Source organism: Streptococcus parasuis (assembly GCF_021654455.1).
GTDB lineage: Bacteria > Bacillota > Bacilli > Lactobacillales > Streptococcaceae > Streptococcus > Streptococcus parasuis.
Map to the genome: position 1 here is coordinate 1,050,302 of NZ_AP024276.1, position 14,843 is coordinate 1,065,144.

Genomic DNA, 14,843 nt, shown 5'->3' on the forward strand with positions numbered 1-14,843 from the left:
CTTATAATCCAATCGAATGAAGGAAAAATGGCATCTGTTTTCTCCACCATACCCAGTCATGGGCTACATCTGTACCCCATGTATCAAACCAAGCAGGAATATTTTTTTCTTCAAATGCGCGTTTTAGGTTGTAGAATGAATCCAGACCATCTTGTTCCCAATCGCCTAGACCGGTACATACAATAATATCCGCTTGGCGGTATTTATCAATAAACCAGCCATCATGTTGATTCCAAATATAGTCTGCTGGAGAGTTTTGATAAACAACTTCATCATTTCCATAATCTTGATGATGATTGAAATATCGTGCATCGTAAATCCCAGAAAGTGCAATGACTTTTGTAAAAACATCTGGATGTTGTAAGAAGAAATTCAGTGCATGATAAGCTCCCATTGAGCAACCTGTTGCCATCATACCATCAAACCAGCCAGTTTTATGTTTAATAAATGGAATCGCTTCTTCAATCACATAGCGTTCATAGGCACGGTGAGCCTCTGCCTTATCATGAATGGATTTCCAATCGGCCAACCAACTTTCATTATCAAAGCTGGTAAGGGTGAAAAATTGTACATGACCTGCTTCGATAGACCCGCGGCAAGCCTCAATCATACCAAAATCAGCATATTCATTGTAGGAACCACCTGATGAAGCAAAGACGAGCACCGGAATACCTGCGTGACCATAACGATTCAAGTTCATTTCACGACCAAGGTTTCCTGACCAATGACTTAAAAATTCGACATGCATAATGACGTCCTCCTTTGATATTTATTGATTTATGACCAATGTTCACTTAAAAAACGTAGACAATCTGGTAAGTATAAAGCCCAAGCCTCCTCGTTGTGTACCGCACCTGAAATCACTTCTAACTCTAAATTGTCCAAATGAACTCCACCAGAGATCAATTGACGATAGTAAGTCAATGATGAATTGATATAAGCTTGCTTGATATTGCCTGCCATCAATGTTTTGTCAGTATCATCAGCTTCTTCAGTACCCACATAAATGTAAACTCGTTGATTTGGGTCTAGTTTTTTACGCTCAATCAAACGATCAAATGCATCTTGATGAAGCCAGTTAGCAGATGAAAAGACGCCTAAACAGCCAATTTGATCTTGGTAGGCTAATCCCATAAACTGTGTGATATTGCCACCCAATGACGAACCAATCATAGCCGTATGTGCCTTGTCGGATTTGGTCCGATACTCTTTATCAATAAAGGGTTTTACCACATCCATGACAAATTCGGCGTACAAGGTCCCTTTCCCGCCAAATTGAACACCTGGTATGCTTGTTTCACTGTACTTCCAAGCTGCATACTCATGCATCCGTTCCATTCCATCATTATCAATCGCCACCACAATCATTTTACTAATATCTGGATTGCGCTTGATCGTTGGAATAACTTTCCAAGAATGACCTGAAAATGCTTCTTTGCTATAGAGAACATTTTGTCCATCATGGAAATAGACAACAGGATAGGCCGTTTCTGTATCTTCAGCATATCCCTTAGGTAACAATACGCGGACACGACGGTTCCTCCCTGTGAAGGGAACTTCTAATTCATGTGTTTTCATGTCCAAATAAAAGTAAGACTTATTCATAGTAATCTCTTTCATAGGTATTTTAAGTATTATATCATAGTTTTTATGAAATATTCAGAAAATTTAGTTATTTATTTACAACTTTCGTATTTACCGAACATAAACCAGCTATTGCTTCAGGACTTCCTCGTACATTTGGCGGTAATCTTCCAATTCTTTCTTTTCTTGTTGGCTGATGTCTTCAAAGATGTCAAGTAAAATAGTGCCTTTATCACGTTTCCAAGTTGCCACAAATCGCCCTTTATAAAAAACTACAGGTTTGACAATACCTGTCAACGTATAAATGTTACGGATGTATTTTGGAGCGAAAAATGGGTTGTTTTTCTTTTCATACCCCAAAAGTAATTGATCAAACCCAGCAACGAAAAGACACTGAGGTAAATTTGCCTCATCAAGCGTCCCAAGGTAAAACCGTTCCTCTCCATCTACTTGAATTGTTTTTAAATCTAATTGAGCCATCCACTCTAGAATGGTTGACTTATTTTCTTTAAAATAATAACGAGCATCTGCCAAACTGACAGGACCAAAGCCTGAAAAATACCGACGTGCTATTTCCAGCTCAGCTTCTTTCTTTGGTAGTGGTTGAAAGTCACGTAACCGATGAAACCTTTTTACCTCATACTCTTGGTAAATTTCTCCTCGTTCAACCATATAACGAAGGAGCCCGCCCCATGCATTGAAAACTTGTTTTTCTTCTTCCACTCCAATATTCTCAGCTCGGCAAAGAATCTTCAACTCTTCACGAGTCATAGGGCCAGTTTCTAAGGCTTCCAAAATAACTTGATGAAATTTTTTCTTAACCTGTGGTAGAGCACCATCCCAACTTACTGTTTCAAGATAATCAACGCTTGCCATTCTCCCTTCATGAATATAGAGAGGAATTTCCGATTTGAGGTAGGCATGAACTGTCCGTCGAAGTGACCATTGGCGTGTCAGTGAGGCTTGCCAGTCCTGATTTTGAAATGCTTCATTGGTCATTCGATTTCGAAAACCGATATGTACATAGGGCTGAAATTGTGCCTGCAAACCATTGAGGTTTTGGCAGATTTGCTGAACAGACTGGGGTTTCAACAGACCTTGTTTCTGCAGAATAATTCCCTTCCAAGTCTCCTGATTCATAACTTCCCTCTTTCAACTTTACTAAGTCCAGTATATCATAAAAGACACCCGAAGGTGTCCTGTACATTATGCTTTCACAATGGGAATCCAGAGTTCCATTTGGTAGTCTGGGGAACTCATGTCTCCTTCAAAATAGTACTCAAAATCTGGTGCACCTGAATGGCGATAGCCGTGTTCAGGAAAAAAAGTTTCTAGCGCATAACGCCATCCTGCATGAATAGATTGAGGAACAGGGCCTGTTAGGGTAAAAATAGCATAGTCAGCTTCGTGAACATCAAGAAGTTCTAAGCCTAACTTAGTCGCTTTTTCACTATCTGTGACATCATAAGCAGCCATATAATTAATCGTCTCATCCGCTTGAGCTAATGTACAAACTCCAAAGGACTGCCCACTTCCTAGAGCAGCTAACTCTTCATAAGTATGGTTCTTGAACAAGTCTTCCCATACCTGCGGACACACTTCGTTACTGATTGCTGTGCGAAGAAGTCCAGCAACTGTAAAACCAGCCTTCTTTTCAATACGAACATCCATTTCTTTACCTCCTTGGATGGTTAATGATAGTTGCAAGGGTAAGAGGACCTTAAAAGGCAACCCCTTACGCACTTGACTAGGAGAAATCTGATGAAATTGTTTGAAGGCAAAGGCAAAAGAATCCGAAGATTCATACCCATATTTAAGGGCTATATCTATAATCTTTGCCTGTCCTTCACGAATGTCCATAGCAGCTCGCGTCAACTTTCGTAACCGAACGTATTCTGACAAGGACATATCTGTCAGAATCGAAAAGAGACGACTAAACATGGGAACGGAATATCCTGATATGCGCAAAAATTCCCGTTCATCGATTTCGCTTTCTAAAACGGACTCTAGGTAACGTACGGTTGCATTGAACTCTTTTATCATCAACTTCCCCTTTCCCTATCAGTTTACCATCTACCATCCAAGTTTTCCCGATACTTTTCGTCGGAAAACTATCGGCTTAAACCGTCAAAAACTCTTCCAAGTCCTTGAGGGAACGCTCTGCTATTGCTTCATAACGCTCCTTCTTATCGCGGATACGTGGCCCATCCAGCTCCTTGATGATACCAAAATTGACATTCATAGGCTGGAAGTGCTTGCTTTCGGTGTGGGTGATGTAAAATGGCAGAGCTCCGATGGCTGTGGTCTGTGGGAAGATGACTGGCTCTTCGCCATGGAAACGGCGAACAGCATTGATACCGGCTACTAAGCCAGAGGCGGCAGACTCGACATAGCCTTCTACTCCTGTCATTTGACCTGCAAAGAAAAGATTGGGATTTTTCTTGGTCGCAAAGGTCTGTTCCAATAAGTTTGGCGAATCCATGTAGGAATTGCGGTGCATAACACCATAGCGGACAAACTCAGCATTTTCAAGCCCTGGAATCATCTGGAAGACCCGCTTCTGCTCACCCCACTTAAGGTGGGTCTGGAAGCCAACAATGTTGTAAAGACTACCTGCTGCATTGTCCTGACGGAGTTGGACAACAGCATAGGGGGTCTTGTATTCACCATCACGTGGTCCCTTGTAATCTTCAGGGTATTCCAGACCGACTGGCTTCATTGGGCCATATAGCATGGTTTTGATTCCACGTTTGGCCATGACTTCAATAGGCATACAGCCTTCAAAGTATTTTTCTTTTTCAAAGGAATTGAGCGGCGCCTCCTCGGCTGAAATCAAGGCTTCATAGAAAAAGGTGAACTGCTCCTTGTTCATCGGAGCATTGAGATAGGCAGCTTCTCCCTTGTCGTAACGGGACTTAAGATAAACTAAGTCCATGTTAATGGTCGAACTGTCGACAATCGGTGCTGCCGCATCGTAGAAGTAAAAACCGTCGCCACCATTAAGCGCGTGAATCTTCTCCGCCAAGGCGTCAGATGTCAAAGGTCCCGTCGCGATAACTGTAATAGCATCTTCTGGAATCTCTGTAATCTCCTCACGAATAACCTCAATCAGTGGGTGATTGTAAATCTCATCAGTTACCGCTTGGGAAAAATTCTCACGATCCATGGCCATGGCACCGCCTGCAGGCACACGGTGGGCTTCACCAGCTCGCATGATAATGGAATCCAAACGACGCATTTCTTCCTTGAGAAGGCCGACAGCGTTGGTCAAACTATCGCCACGGAATGAATTGGAACAAACCAACTCAGCAAACTTGTCTGTCTTGTGCTGAGGAGTCGGCTTGACACCACGCATCTCGTAGAGTTTGACAGGGATGCCGCGTTTGGCAATCTGATAAGCAGCTTCTGAGCCAGCCAAGCCAGCTCCGATAACATTAATATGGGTTTGAGACATGAAACTAATACCTCTAGCCAGAATATCTGACTACTGTTTGGGAATACCCCAAAACAGAACCTTTCTAATTTATAATACTACTCCAGTATATCAGATAATGAATAGAAATGGCAAAAACGAACCTTTACGGTAATAATAAATTATATATTTACATAATATAATTTACGAAAACAAACTGGTATTTTCTCACCCGAAGGTCTGTTATACCTCTCTTCGACATAGAAGCAATGATAGAAAAAAGAACTACTTTCATGTATGAATGTAGTTCTTTGATTAGTTAACGAATCAGTTCGATAATATCATCGATAATCGTAAAGTCCCAACCTTTTTCTTGGTAAGCAAAAATCTCATCAGGACTATAAGGGAAAGTATTCAGTAAGACACCATCAATTCCAACAGCTTGAGCAATAGCAATGTCTGAAGTCAAGTCATTACCGACAAAGACTGTTTCAGCTGGATCTAACTGATTTTCACCCATTAAACCTAGCAGAAATTCGGGTTCAGGTTTCTTAATGCGATAATCTGAGGAAATATAAATTTTCTCCATAAAGGTTGCGCACCCTGTTAGTTCAATCTCAGCTTGGGTAAATATTCGCTGAGCATTGGATAAGATAAACAATCGTGCACCCCTATTTTGTAGTTCCTCTAGGGTAGCTAAGGTATGCTGATAAGCTTCTAATTTTTCGCGAGAAAGGACCCGGAATACGGTAGCTACCATTTGTCCGAAAGTCTTTAAATCAGCAGGTTTATTTTGGGTTTCCCGTCCATATTTGGTATCAGTCAGTAATTGAACAAATACTTTCTCTAAGTCAATTTCGACATCGTGGTAAGGACTGATCCGGATCAAATCAAGCTCTGCTTCATTCGCAGTTTCTTGGAATGCACTTCTCAGCTGTCTAGAACCATAAGAACATCCAAAAGAATTATAGATAGCAGCCATCTTTTCCCATAATTCCAACTTGTTTTCATCCGTTACAATATCTACTAGAGTACCATAAAAATCAAAGATGTAATTCTTATATTGTTTCACTAAGTTCTCCTATCTATGAGATATATAAGATATTATAACGCAATACGCAAGCGTTTGCAACAAAAGTTTGAAAATTAGTCTGGAAGTTTTCGAAAAAATTCCGAAGAAGTAAAACTATGTAGGAATGGAAAACATTAACTGATTTTTTCCCGCAGTTTTTCAACAAAGAGATAAGCTGCTGGGCAAATCAAGGTGTTTTTTATGGTTAAATTGTTGATTTGATAGATTTTTTTACGATCGGTATGTGGAAATTCTCGGCAAGCTTTTGGTCTCGCATCATAGATGCTGCAAAGATTATCTCCACCTAGGAATGGGCAGGGCATTGCCTGAAATACCTTATCTCCATCTTCGTCTATTCTCAAATACATCTCTTCGAAAACAGGTAGTTTCATTCGAAGATACTTGGCTATGCGAGTTATATCAGCTTCGGTAAAAAGTGGCCCCAATGTTTTGCAACAGTTTGCACATTCTGTACAATCAATTTCAGAAAAGACTTCTGCGTGTATGTCCTGTACGATTCTGTCTAAATTCTTAGGCGCTCTTTTCTTGAGATTTGCTAGAAATTTTCTGTGTTCTCCTTGCTTCTGCAGGGCCAATTGCTTGTATTTTTCAATGTCGACACTCATAAACTCTCCTTTTCGTCCTCCATTATACCACAAACCAGACTGCCAGCTCTGCTATTTTTCAAAATCGCTGTCGTCAAATATCCTGCGAGATACTTCCGCTACTGGAAGACCGATAATGGTATGAACATCCCCGTAAATACTCGCCACAAATCGTGGATCCAGCTCCTGAATACCATAGGCACCTGCCTTATCAAGTGGTTGCTTTTCAAAAATATAGGACTGAATTAGCTCCTCTAGTGCGGGATAATAGTCAACAAAATCAATCTGTGCCAGCGTATAGAAAACATCCAGTGATTCCGACGTTCGTAGACAAACTGAGGTCACCACATAATGACTCTTGCCAAAATAGGATCGAAACATCTCTTCAGCCTCGGTCAAATCTTTTGGTTTATTAAAAATCTGTTCGTCTGCGATTACAATTGTATCTGCCGAAATATAGAGATGACCTGGGGTCAACTTGATCTCAGACTTGGCCTTGGAAATCTCACAACACGATTTAGCTGCCCGAGTGAGAAAATCATCGGAAGCAAATTGGTTCATAAAATATTCTTCAATTCCTCGTTCATCCACTTCAACAGAGGTAATGTGTGGTTTCAAGAACTTTAATAACTCCTTACGACGTGGTGAATTACTGAGCAAGACATAGGATGAAATCGGTTCACGTTTGCCTTCTCTTTGATATTGAAATACAGTTTTCATAGTTCCTCCATTAAAAAACAGAGTCCGAAGACCCTGTTTCAAAAAAATTGCTTACATTTCTTCTTTACGACGTAGAGCCATTGCCAGTCCCGCGAGACCTAAACCAAACAGGCTGAGCGTCAGATTCATCTGGTCACCAGTATTTGGCAAGACTCCTGCTTTTGTAGTTTTTACTGGACTTGCTACTTCTGGTTTTTTATCTCCTACTTTCGGAGAATCAACTGGGGCCTTCTTGTCCGTTGCTGAAGTATTTTGTACTTGATTAGATGGTGAATCCGTATTTTCGGCTGGAACAGTTTCTGGATTTGAGGCTGGATTTTCTGGATCAGTATCCAATAAAATTTTGATAAAGTCTGGGTAGCCATCTTCATCCGTATCAATACTTGAATTTACAGGAATGATACGTGAATATGGGTTGATATCTGCATAGGCTGATAGGTCTGCAGTTTTTAAGTAATCTGCAAATACACTATCCATTGACGGGCCTTCTTCGCGAGCACCACCAAGCATTGTGTAGCCATCACCACCAGCAGCAAGGAAGTCATTTGTTGCTAAATAGTACGTTTTTTCAAGATCCAAGGCGTCATATTCGCCAGTCTCTGGATTAAGAATACCGATAAGAAGAACACGTTCTTCTACAGGAAGAGTTGGATCGTAGAATACATTTGCTCCTGAAATGTGTAGGAATCCACCACTAGCTTCAAAGAGTGGCATGCCATTTTCATCTAAAAGCATCTCGCCAGTTTCTGGATTCACTTGCAATGTAGATGATAAAGACTTGGTAAACATATCATAAATTTGCTGACCAGTCACTGTAATTTGTGAAATGATATTACCGAATGGTAAAACTGCAATAATATCACCTTTTGTAACCGGTTGATCTTTAGCAATAGTTGCGCGAAGACCACCACCGTTAGTCACAGCAAGGCTAGTTTTATTTGAGAAACCTGTTTGACCATAAGCATAGATCGCATCTGTTACTGCATTACCTAAGTTTGTTTCACGTACACGAACATTTGAACGCTCACCATTCAATTCAACTGGGTTGTTTTCAATCACTACTTGTGCATTTTCAGCTTCATATTTTGCTTTGATTTCATTCACAAGCTCAGTAATTGCAGAATCTGGTGTCACAGAGGCCGTATCTGCAGCAGAAATAAGACTTGCTTCGCCCAATAATTGTTCAGATTTTAAGGTAACTTTACCAATATTATTCAAATAGGAACCTGTCTGGTTATAGGTTACATTGTCACCATATGTAGCAGATTGAACAGTATGGGAATGGCCATCAATAACAATCACACGTTTGCCAGCAAGTTTGCTATTTTGTGATAAGGCTTCTGCAAGCGTTGAACCTCTCCACTCTACTGGAGTAGTCGCATCAACACCTAAGTGCGCAAGAATGATGTAGTTGTTATAGACACGATTATCAGCAAGTGCACGTGCTTCTACTTCATCAATGACCTTATTTACTTCGGTAATAGGATCTGCAAATGTAACACCTTCAATATTTTTTGGGTGTGTCTTTGTAGCAGTTTCTGGTGTAGTGACACCGATAACTACAAATTCATCACCGACAACAGTTGGCGTTTTATCAACGATAGTTGAAGCTTCAAAAACTCGAGCGCCATTAACGTATTTGTTTGCACTCAATAGTGGAAAGTTCAAGGTCTCTTTGTATTTGATTGCTTGATCCATCCCAAAGTCAAATTCATGGTTACCAACAGCCATGGCATCATAGCCGACTTGGTTCATGATATTAGCTCTGTCTTCACCTTTTGTAGAGTTGGAAATTGGCAGTCCTTGGAAGGCATCACCAGCATCCACCACAATTGTATTTTCAACTTTGCTACGTTCTTCTTCAATGACTGCAGCAGCCTTGGCATCACCGATTACGCCTTTTTCTTCAAGAATTCGACCATGAACATCGTTTGTGTGAATGATAACTGCATCAATCGAATCAGTGGCTGTATTAGAGGCAGTAATTTCAGTCGGGGTACTAGCTTCGATAGCCACTACATCAGCAGTTGCCCCATCTGTAGTTGAACCAGATGATCCTGTCTCTGTAGTATTTAAAGCTGAATTAGAAACACTTGCACTTGTCCCTGTAGTTTCAGTCTGTTGGACAATAGTTGATGAGGTATCTACAGTCTGTACTTCATCAGCTTGAACTTGTTGAGCCAAAATCACCGGCGACAACAACAGGGTAGACAACACAGGCAACAATAAATCTTTCTTTTTCATAAATCGACCTTTCTTAAGTGAGTTATATAGTTATTATACACTTTTTCATCTAAAAACAAAAACATTGAATTCGTTATCATAGTTAAAATGTTCGTAAAATATTTGTATTAGAATGGCATTGGGGATTCAAAAATGAATTTTGGAACGAATTCCTTATTGTTATACAGATATTTGAAATGACACCGTTGAAAATTTCATTGGAATACCTGATAATATTTTGAACACTTCCACAATCATTTCCATCTCAACAAGACTTGACTTCCTATATGATGCATCTAAATGTGGCTTTAACGATTAAAAAACTGCAACCAAGTTGGCTACAGTTCCATATGCTTTTATTTTTTATGATAAACGATGCTTCCATCTGAAATTGTAAAGTAGACATCGCCTTTCAAACTATCACCGATAAATGGAGAATTTGCGGATTTTGATGCAAAATTCGCTGTGACTGTTCGATTTGCATCTGGATTGAAAATAACAAGGTCTGCAGGACCGTTTTCCGCAAGATAGCCAGCATCAAGGCCATAGAGCTTGGCAGGATTAATAGTCATTTTTTCCAGCAATTGCAAGAGTGTCAAGTGTCCTTCATCTACCAAGTGAGTCAGGCCAAGCGAAAGCGATGTTTCCAAGCCTGTCATTCCTGATGGGGCTTTTGTGAGATCTTCAACATTTTTTTCATCCGCGTGATGAGGAGCATGATCCGTTGCAATCACAGAGATAACACCAGATTTCAATCCTTCAATCACTGCCAACCGATCGCTCTCCAAGCGTAACGGCGGATTCATCTTGGCATTGGCACCTTTTGTTAGAAGTAAGTCTTCTGTCCGTGAAAAATGTTGTGGTGCTACTTCTGCTGTAACATTTGCTCCGAGACCTTGAACAAATTCAACCACCTTGACCGACTCGGCTTTGGATAGATGCTGAATATGAACACGCGCACCCGTTTCATAGGCAATCATGACATCGCGAGCGACCATACTGTATTCTGCTACGCCAGTTGCACCACAAACATGAAAATGTTTTTCAGCCACTTGCTCGTTGAGTCCCAAGACACCATTCAGGTCAGGATCTTCTTCATGCAAACTGATGAGACAGCCCTGCTCTTTGGCTAATTTCATAGCCTTTCTCACCACGCCAGCATTTGTCAAAGGAATACCGTCGTCCGAAAAGGCGACCGCTCCCGCCTCTTGCAAAGCAGGAAAATCGGTCAGATTTTGGCCATCAAATTGATTGGTAATGGTTGCCACACTATAAATATGGATGGCTTCTTTTTTAGCAGATTCCAGAACTTCAGTTAGAGTTTCTACTGTAGAAATCGTCGGATTTGTGTTAGCCATCATGACAACAGAAGTAAAGCCACCAGCTGCGGCTGCTAAGGCTCCTGTGTGAATATCTTCTTTATGGGTCTGACCAGGTTCACGAAAATGGACATGAACATCAACCAAACCAGGAGCAACGACTAATCCTGTTGCATCAAGAACCTGTTCAACGTCAGCAGAAATCGACTCCGCAATTTTTACAATTCTCTTTCCATCTATTAAGATGTCGCAAGTTTTGTCTAGTCCAGTTTGAGGATCTAAAACACGACCATTTTTTACTAATAACATTCTTATTCTCCTTATATGACCAAGTAACAATTATTGGAGCCAATTAATTCCCGTACTTCCATGAGATGTTAAAAAAGCATTTGCTTGTGAGAAGGGCTTGCTTCCAAAGAAACCTCGATAGGCTGAAAGAGGGCTTGGATGGGCAGATTCGATAACCATATGTTTTTGATTGGTTATCAACACCTTTTTCTTGCGAGCATAAGCACCCCAAAGAATGTAGACGACAGGCTGGTCTAAGCTATTGACCACCTTAATAACAGCATCCGTAAAAGGCTCCCAGATTTGCCCTGCATGCCCATTTGCCTGACCTGCTGGAACAGTTAAACAAGCATTGAGCAAAAGCACACCTTGTTCCGCCCATGCTGTCAAATCATGATCTTGTTTGACGCCAATATCATCCGTCAATTCTTTTAAGATGTTTTGAAGAGATGGCGGAGCTGGTACCGAGTTCGGAACAGAAAATGACAAGCCCTGTGCCTGACCAGGTCCGTGATAGGGATCCTGTCCCAAAATAACTACTTTAACCTCTTCCAAATCCGTTGTTTGAATAGCAGCAAATACCTTATCTCGAGGCGGATAAATGGTACCACTGGCATAAACTTGATCTAAGAATTGATTAATTTTGTTAAAATAATGATCCGGCAACTGTGCCTTTATCGATTCGTGCCAAGCCGAATGTTCCATACATCACTCCTAGTTTGAACTTCTCTCTTTAACAATGTAAATCGGACGTTTCTTCGTTTCCAAGAAAACTTTTGCCAAATATTTACCGAGTATACCAATAGTCATCAACTGCAGGCCACCTAAAAATAAGATAATACAGATAGTCGATGGCCAGCCAATTGTCGGATCTCCGAATACCAAGGTTTTGATGACTACGAAAACCATTAAAACCAGAGACAACAAGAATGTAAAGAATCCTGTGTAGGATGCAATATTTAAAGGTGTATCCGAAAAGTTGATAATTCCTTCAATGGAGTAAGACAGTAACTTCCAAAAAGACCAACTAGTTTCACCAGCAACACGCTCAACATTTTTATAGGGCAGGTATTCTGTTTTAAAACCTACCCAAGCAAATAAGCCTTTGGAAAAACGGTTATATTCAGAAACTGAAAGAATGGCATCAACCATATGACGCCGCATGAGACGGAAATCACGGGCACCGTCAACGACCTCGACCTGGCTGATTTTATTCATCAATTTGTAGAATAATGTTGCAAAAAAACTACGAATCGGTGGCTCACCGTCTCGACTAACACGACGAGTTCCCACACAATCCAAGTCTGAATTATCGTCAAGCATTTGTTTCATTTCCATCAACATTTCAGGTGGGTCTTGTAAGTCAGCATCCATGACTGTTACTAAATGACCATTGGCCGCCTCGAGACCCGCAAAAAGGGCAGCTTCTTTGCCGAAATTACGAGAAAATGAAAGATAACGCACAGATCGATTTTGCACAGACAATGAACGTAAAATGGATAAAGTACTATCTTTAGAACCATCATTGACAAAAATATATTCAAACTCCTCATTCATTTTTATTCGAACCTTTTCCATCGCCTGATAAAAATAATGAATCGTTTCTTCCTCATTAAAACACGGTACAATAACTGAAATCATTTTAACTCCCTCAAAGAATCTTTCTGTGTATCTTCACTTCTCTTAGAAGTCCATTATACCACTTTGAAAGTTGAGTTCCCAAAAAACAGTCAATTCCTTAACATCCTACTTTTCTTGCCAAGTTTCTTGATTTTGACGAAACTTTTTAAGTAAGTCTAAACCATCCGCACTAATGTAACCTTGCACTTTTGCAACCTTGATTAACTCTGAATAATTGCTGAGTGTCACCAATTTCACGCCAGCATTGTCAAAATTTCGTTCTGCCTTTGGCAACTCATATGTGAAAATAGCTACCACACCAATCACTTCAGCACCTTCACGCTCAGCTGCTGCTACGGCATCTAGTACAGAACCACCGGTTGAAATCAAGTCTTCAACAACCACCATTTTTTGTCCCTTGATGATGCGACCTTCTAATTGATTCCCTGCACCATGATCTTTTGGTTTGCTACGGATATAAGCAAATGGCAAATTCATCCGATCAGCAATGATAGCACCATGGGGGATACCGGCTGTGGCAGTTCCGGCAATCACCTCAACCTCAGGAAATTCCTCTTCAATTCGTTGAACAAAGCCATCTTCAATCAGATTTCGAGTTTCAGGATAAGATAGTGTAATACGATTATCTGTATAGATAGGGGATTTGATACCTGATGCCCATGTAAATGGCTTTTCAGGACGCAGATGAACTGCCTTAATATCCAATAAGTGTGATGCGATTTCTGTTGCTAATGTCATAATAGACCTCCTTTTAAATGCGTGCCTTCTCTACATGACCATCCCGCCGAATAGCCTGTCACTCCTAAAGTATTGGTTCAATCTATGAACCCTACAAAAAACTATATTTATCCCCTGTTGAATTCTTACAGATTTCTCCTAGTCCACCATTTCAATCCATGAATCAAAATACTGTTCAATGAAATTAGTTTTCTCTTTTATTTCTGTCACGGTAAGTTTTTCATCAAGGCCTGTCAGAACCCACTTATCCTCAACATCATCTCTACGATGGATAATTGCAACCAATTTCCCCTCGAAAGCTGTCAAGGGCTGCCGAACAGCTTTGGAAATGATGTAGACATCTTGCTCTTCACCATCTCCAGCCAATAGATTTGGAACATAGCCGTAATTAATAGGGTACTGGTTGCCAAATTTATCAATATACCCGATAGGTCTATCGATGATAACCTGATAAACCTTATCCACGATTCCACTCCTCTTTAATAGCCAGATAGGCCTGATAAGGATCTTTTGCTTTGGTAATGGGACGACCAACCACAATATAATCACTACCGATTCGAGCGGCATCTGCTGGTGTCATGACTCGTTTTTGATCACCGATTTCTCCACCACTTGGCCGAATTCCAGGTGTCAGACAAACAAATTCGGGATTTGTAGCTTCTTTTATGAGTTTCACTTCATGAGCGGAACAGACAACTCCGTCTAAACCTGCTTCTTGAGCCTTTTGGGCATAATGTACTACCGCATCCTGTAAGCTGGTTTGAATATTCTGGTCCTTTCTCATCTGCTCTTCAGAAGTTGAGGTCAACTGAGTAACAGCGATTAAAATCGCATCCTCCCCCAATCCTCTACGAGCCGCCTGCATCATCTCCACACCACCAGCAGCGTGAACGTTAGTCATATCCACACCGAGTTTTGCCAAGACTCGCATCGCAGACTCAACGGTATTGGGAATATCATGGAGTTTCAAGTCTAAGAAAATACTGTGACCGCAGCCTTTCAAATAATTGATAATACCTGGTCCCTCCGCATAATACAACTCCATTCCAACCTTTACATAGAGTTTCTCATCTGGTGGGAACTGTTCCAGAAAAGACTGAACTTCTTCTTTACCTGCAAAGTCAAGGGCAATAATAGGTCTTGTTTCTTTCATAAAATCCTTTCAAATATGCATAAAAACCCTGCCAATTGAGACAGGGTTGTACACGAAGTCAGCCTGAAAAATACATTTTCAAGCAATT

General features: G+C 40.7%; 15 protein-coding genes. All 15 read right to left on the reverse strand.

Going from position 1 to position 14,843, the window contains the following annotated elements; translation table 11 throughout:
* Position 1 precedes the first annotated feature (1 nt).
* Positions 2–748 (reverse strand): esterase family protein, encoded by a 747-nt coding sequence (locus tag L6410_RS05250; protein WP_024392152.1) that lies wholly within the window; start codon positions 746–748, stop codon positions 2–4.
* Positions 749–777: 29 nt separating this feature from the next.
* Positions 778–1,605, reverse strand: a complete 828-nt coding sequence (locus L6410_RS05255; protein WP_237396718.1) for an alpha/beta hydrolase — start codon at positions 1,603–1,605, stop codon at positions 778–780.
* Positions 1,606–1,713: 108 nt separating this feature from the next.
* The gene (locus L6410_RS05260) at positions 1,714–2,724 is read right to left on the reverse strand and encodes a DNA glycosylase AlkZ-like family protein (RefSeq protein WP_237396537.1); all 1,011 of its coding nucleotides are present in this window, start codon (positions 2,722–2,724) and stop codon (positions 1,714–1,716) included.
* A gap of 66 nt (positions 2,725–2,790) precedes the next feature.
* Positions 2,791–3,627, reverse strand: a complete 837-nt coding sequence (locus tag L6410_RS05265) for an AraC family transcriptional regulator (RefSeq protein WP_014636394.1) — start codon at positions 3,625–3,627, stop codon at positions 2,791–2,793.
* 76 nt (positions 3,628–3,703) lie between these two features.
* Positions 3,704–5,038 (reverse strand): methylenetetrahydrofolate--tRNA-(uracil(54)-C(5))-methyltransferase (FADH(2)-oxidizing) TrmFO, encoded by a 1,335-nt coding sequence (gene trmFO, locus L6410_RS05270; protein WP_237396538.1) that lies wholly within the window; start codon positions 5,036–5,038, stop codon positions 3,704–3,706.
* 277 nt (positions 5,039–5,315) lie between these two features.
* A complete protein-coding gene (locus L6410_RS05275) occupies positions 5,316–6,068 on the reverse strand; it encodes an HAD family hydrolase (protein ID WP_172040354.1) in 753 nt (250 codons plus the stop codon).
* Between the two features lie 134 nt (positions 6,069–6,202).
* Positions 6,203–6,694 (reverse strand): YkgJ family cysteine cluster protein, encoded by a 492-nt coding sequence (locus L6410_RS05280; RefSeq protein ID WP_237396539.1) that lies wholly within the window; start codon positions 6,692–6,694, stop codon positions 6,203–6,205.
* 51 nt (positions 6,695–6,745) lie between these two features.
* Complete coding sequence (locus L6410_RS05285; RefSeq protein ID WP_237396541.1) at positions 6,746–7,393, reverse strand: Maf family protein; 648 nt, start codon at positions 7,391–7,393, stop codon at positions 6,746–6,748.
* Between the two features lie 51 nt (positions 7,394–7,444).
* Positions 7,445–9,637, reverse strand: coding sequence for a cell surface ecto-5'-nucleotidase Nt5e (nt5e, locus tag L6410_RS05290; protein WP_237396543.1), 2,193 nt, complete (start codon positions 9,635–9,637; stop codon positions 7,445–7,447).
* Between the two features lie 335 nt (positions 9,638–9,972).
* A complete protein-coding gene (locus L6410_RS05295; protein ID WP_237396545.1) occupies positions 9,973–11,244 on the reverse strand; it encodes a dihydroorotase in 1,272 nt (423 codons plus the stop codon).
* Between the two features lie 30 nt (positions 11,245–11,274).
* Positions 11,275–11,928, reverse strand: coding sequence for a uracil-DNA glycosylase (locus L6410_RS05300; protein ID WP_237396547.1), 654 nt, complete (start codon positions 11,926–11,928; stop codon positions 11,275–11,277).
* Between the two features lie 9 nt (positions 11,929–11,937).
* The gene (locus tag L6410_RS05305) at positions 11,938–12,864 is read right to left on the reverse strand and encodes a glycosyltransferase family 2 protein (RefSeq protein ID WP_237396549.1); all 927 of its coding nucleotides are present in this window, start codon (positions 12,862–12,864) and stop codon (positions 11,938–11,940) included.
* Between the two features lie 105 nt (positions 12,865–12,969).
* A complete protein-coding gene (pyrE, locus tag L6410_RS05310; RefSeq protein WP_172025024.1) occupies positions 12,970–13,602 on the reverse strand; it encodes an orotate phosphoribosyltransferase in 633 nt (210 codons plus the stop codon).
* Between the two features lie 138 nt (positions 13,603–13,740).
* Positions 13,741–14,067, reverse strand: a complete 327-nt coding sequence (locus L6410_RS05315; RefSeq protein WP_023370228.1) for an inorganic diphosphatase — start codon at positions 14,065–14,067, stop codon at positions 13,741–13,743.
* Positions 14,060–14,755, reverse strand: coding sequence for an orotidine-5'-phosphate decarboxylase (gene pyrF / locus L6410_RS05320; protein WP_237396558.1), 696 nt, complete (start codon positions 14,753–14,755; stop codon positions 14,060–14,062). The genes L6410_RS05315 and pyrF overlap by 8 nt, the downstream gene beginning before the upstream one ends.
* Positions 14,756–14,843: the final 88 nt, after the last annotated feature.

What these genes read in the sequence shown, in the direction of transcription:
- L6410_RS05250 (WP_024392152.1), bottom strand. Translation starts at nt 748, where the DNA reads ATGCATGTCGAATTTTTAAGTCATTGGTCAGGAAACCTTGGTCGTGAA.
- L6410_RS05255 (WP_237396718.1), bottom strand. Translation starts at nt 1,605, where the DNA reads ATGAATAAGTCTTACTTTTATTTGGACATGAAAACACATGAATTAGAA.
- L6410_RS05260 (WP_237396537.1), bottom strand. Translation starts at nt 2,724, where the DNA reads ATGAATCAGGAGACTTGGAAGGGAATTATTCTGCAGAAACAAGGTCTG.
- L6410_RS05265 (WP_014636394.1), bottom strand. Translation starts at nt 3,627, where the DNA reads ATGATAAAAGAGTTCAATGCAACCGTACGTTACCTAGAGTCCGTTTTA.
- trmFO (WP_237396538.1), bottom strand. Translation starts at nt 5,038, where the DNA reads ATGTCTCAAACCCATATTAATGTTATCGGAGCTGGCTTGGCTGGCTCA.
- L6410_RS05280 (WP_237396539.1), bottom strand. Translation starts at nt 6,694, where the DNA reads ATGAGTGTCGACATTGAAAAATACAAGCAATTGGCCCTGCAGAAGCAA.
- L6410_RS05285 (WP_237396541.1), bottom strand. Translation starts at nt 7,393, where the DNA reads ATGAAAACTGTATTTCAATATCAAAGAGAAGGCAAACGTGAACCGATT.
- nt5e (WP_237396543.1), bottom strand. Translation starts at nt 9,637, where the DNA reads ATGAAAAAGAAAGATTTATTGTTGCCTGTGTTGTCTACCCTGTTGTTG.
- L6410_RS05295 (WP_237396545.1), bottom strand. Translation starts at nt 11,244, where the DNA reads ATGTTATTAGTAAAAAATGGTCGTGTTTTAGATCCTCAAACTGGACTA.
- L6410_RS05300 (WP_237396547.1), bottom strand. Translation starts at nt 11,928, where the DNA reads ATGGAACATTCGGCTTGGCACGAATCGATAAAGGCACAGTTGCCGGAT.
- L6410_RS05305 (WP_237396549.1), bottom strand. Translation starts at nt 12,864, where the DNA reads ATGATTTCAGTTATTGTACCGTGTTTTAATGAGGAAGAAACGATTCAT.
- pyrE (WP_172025024.1), bottom strand. Translation starts at nt 13,602, where the DNA reads ATGACATTAGCAACAGAAATCGCATCACACTTATTGGATATTAAGGCA.
- pyrF (WP_237396558.1), bottom strand. Translation starts at nt 14,755, where the DNA reads ATGAAAGAAACAAGACCTATTATTGCCCTTGACTTTGCAGGTAAAGAA.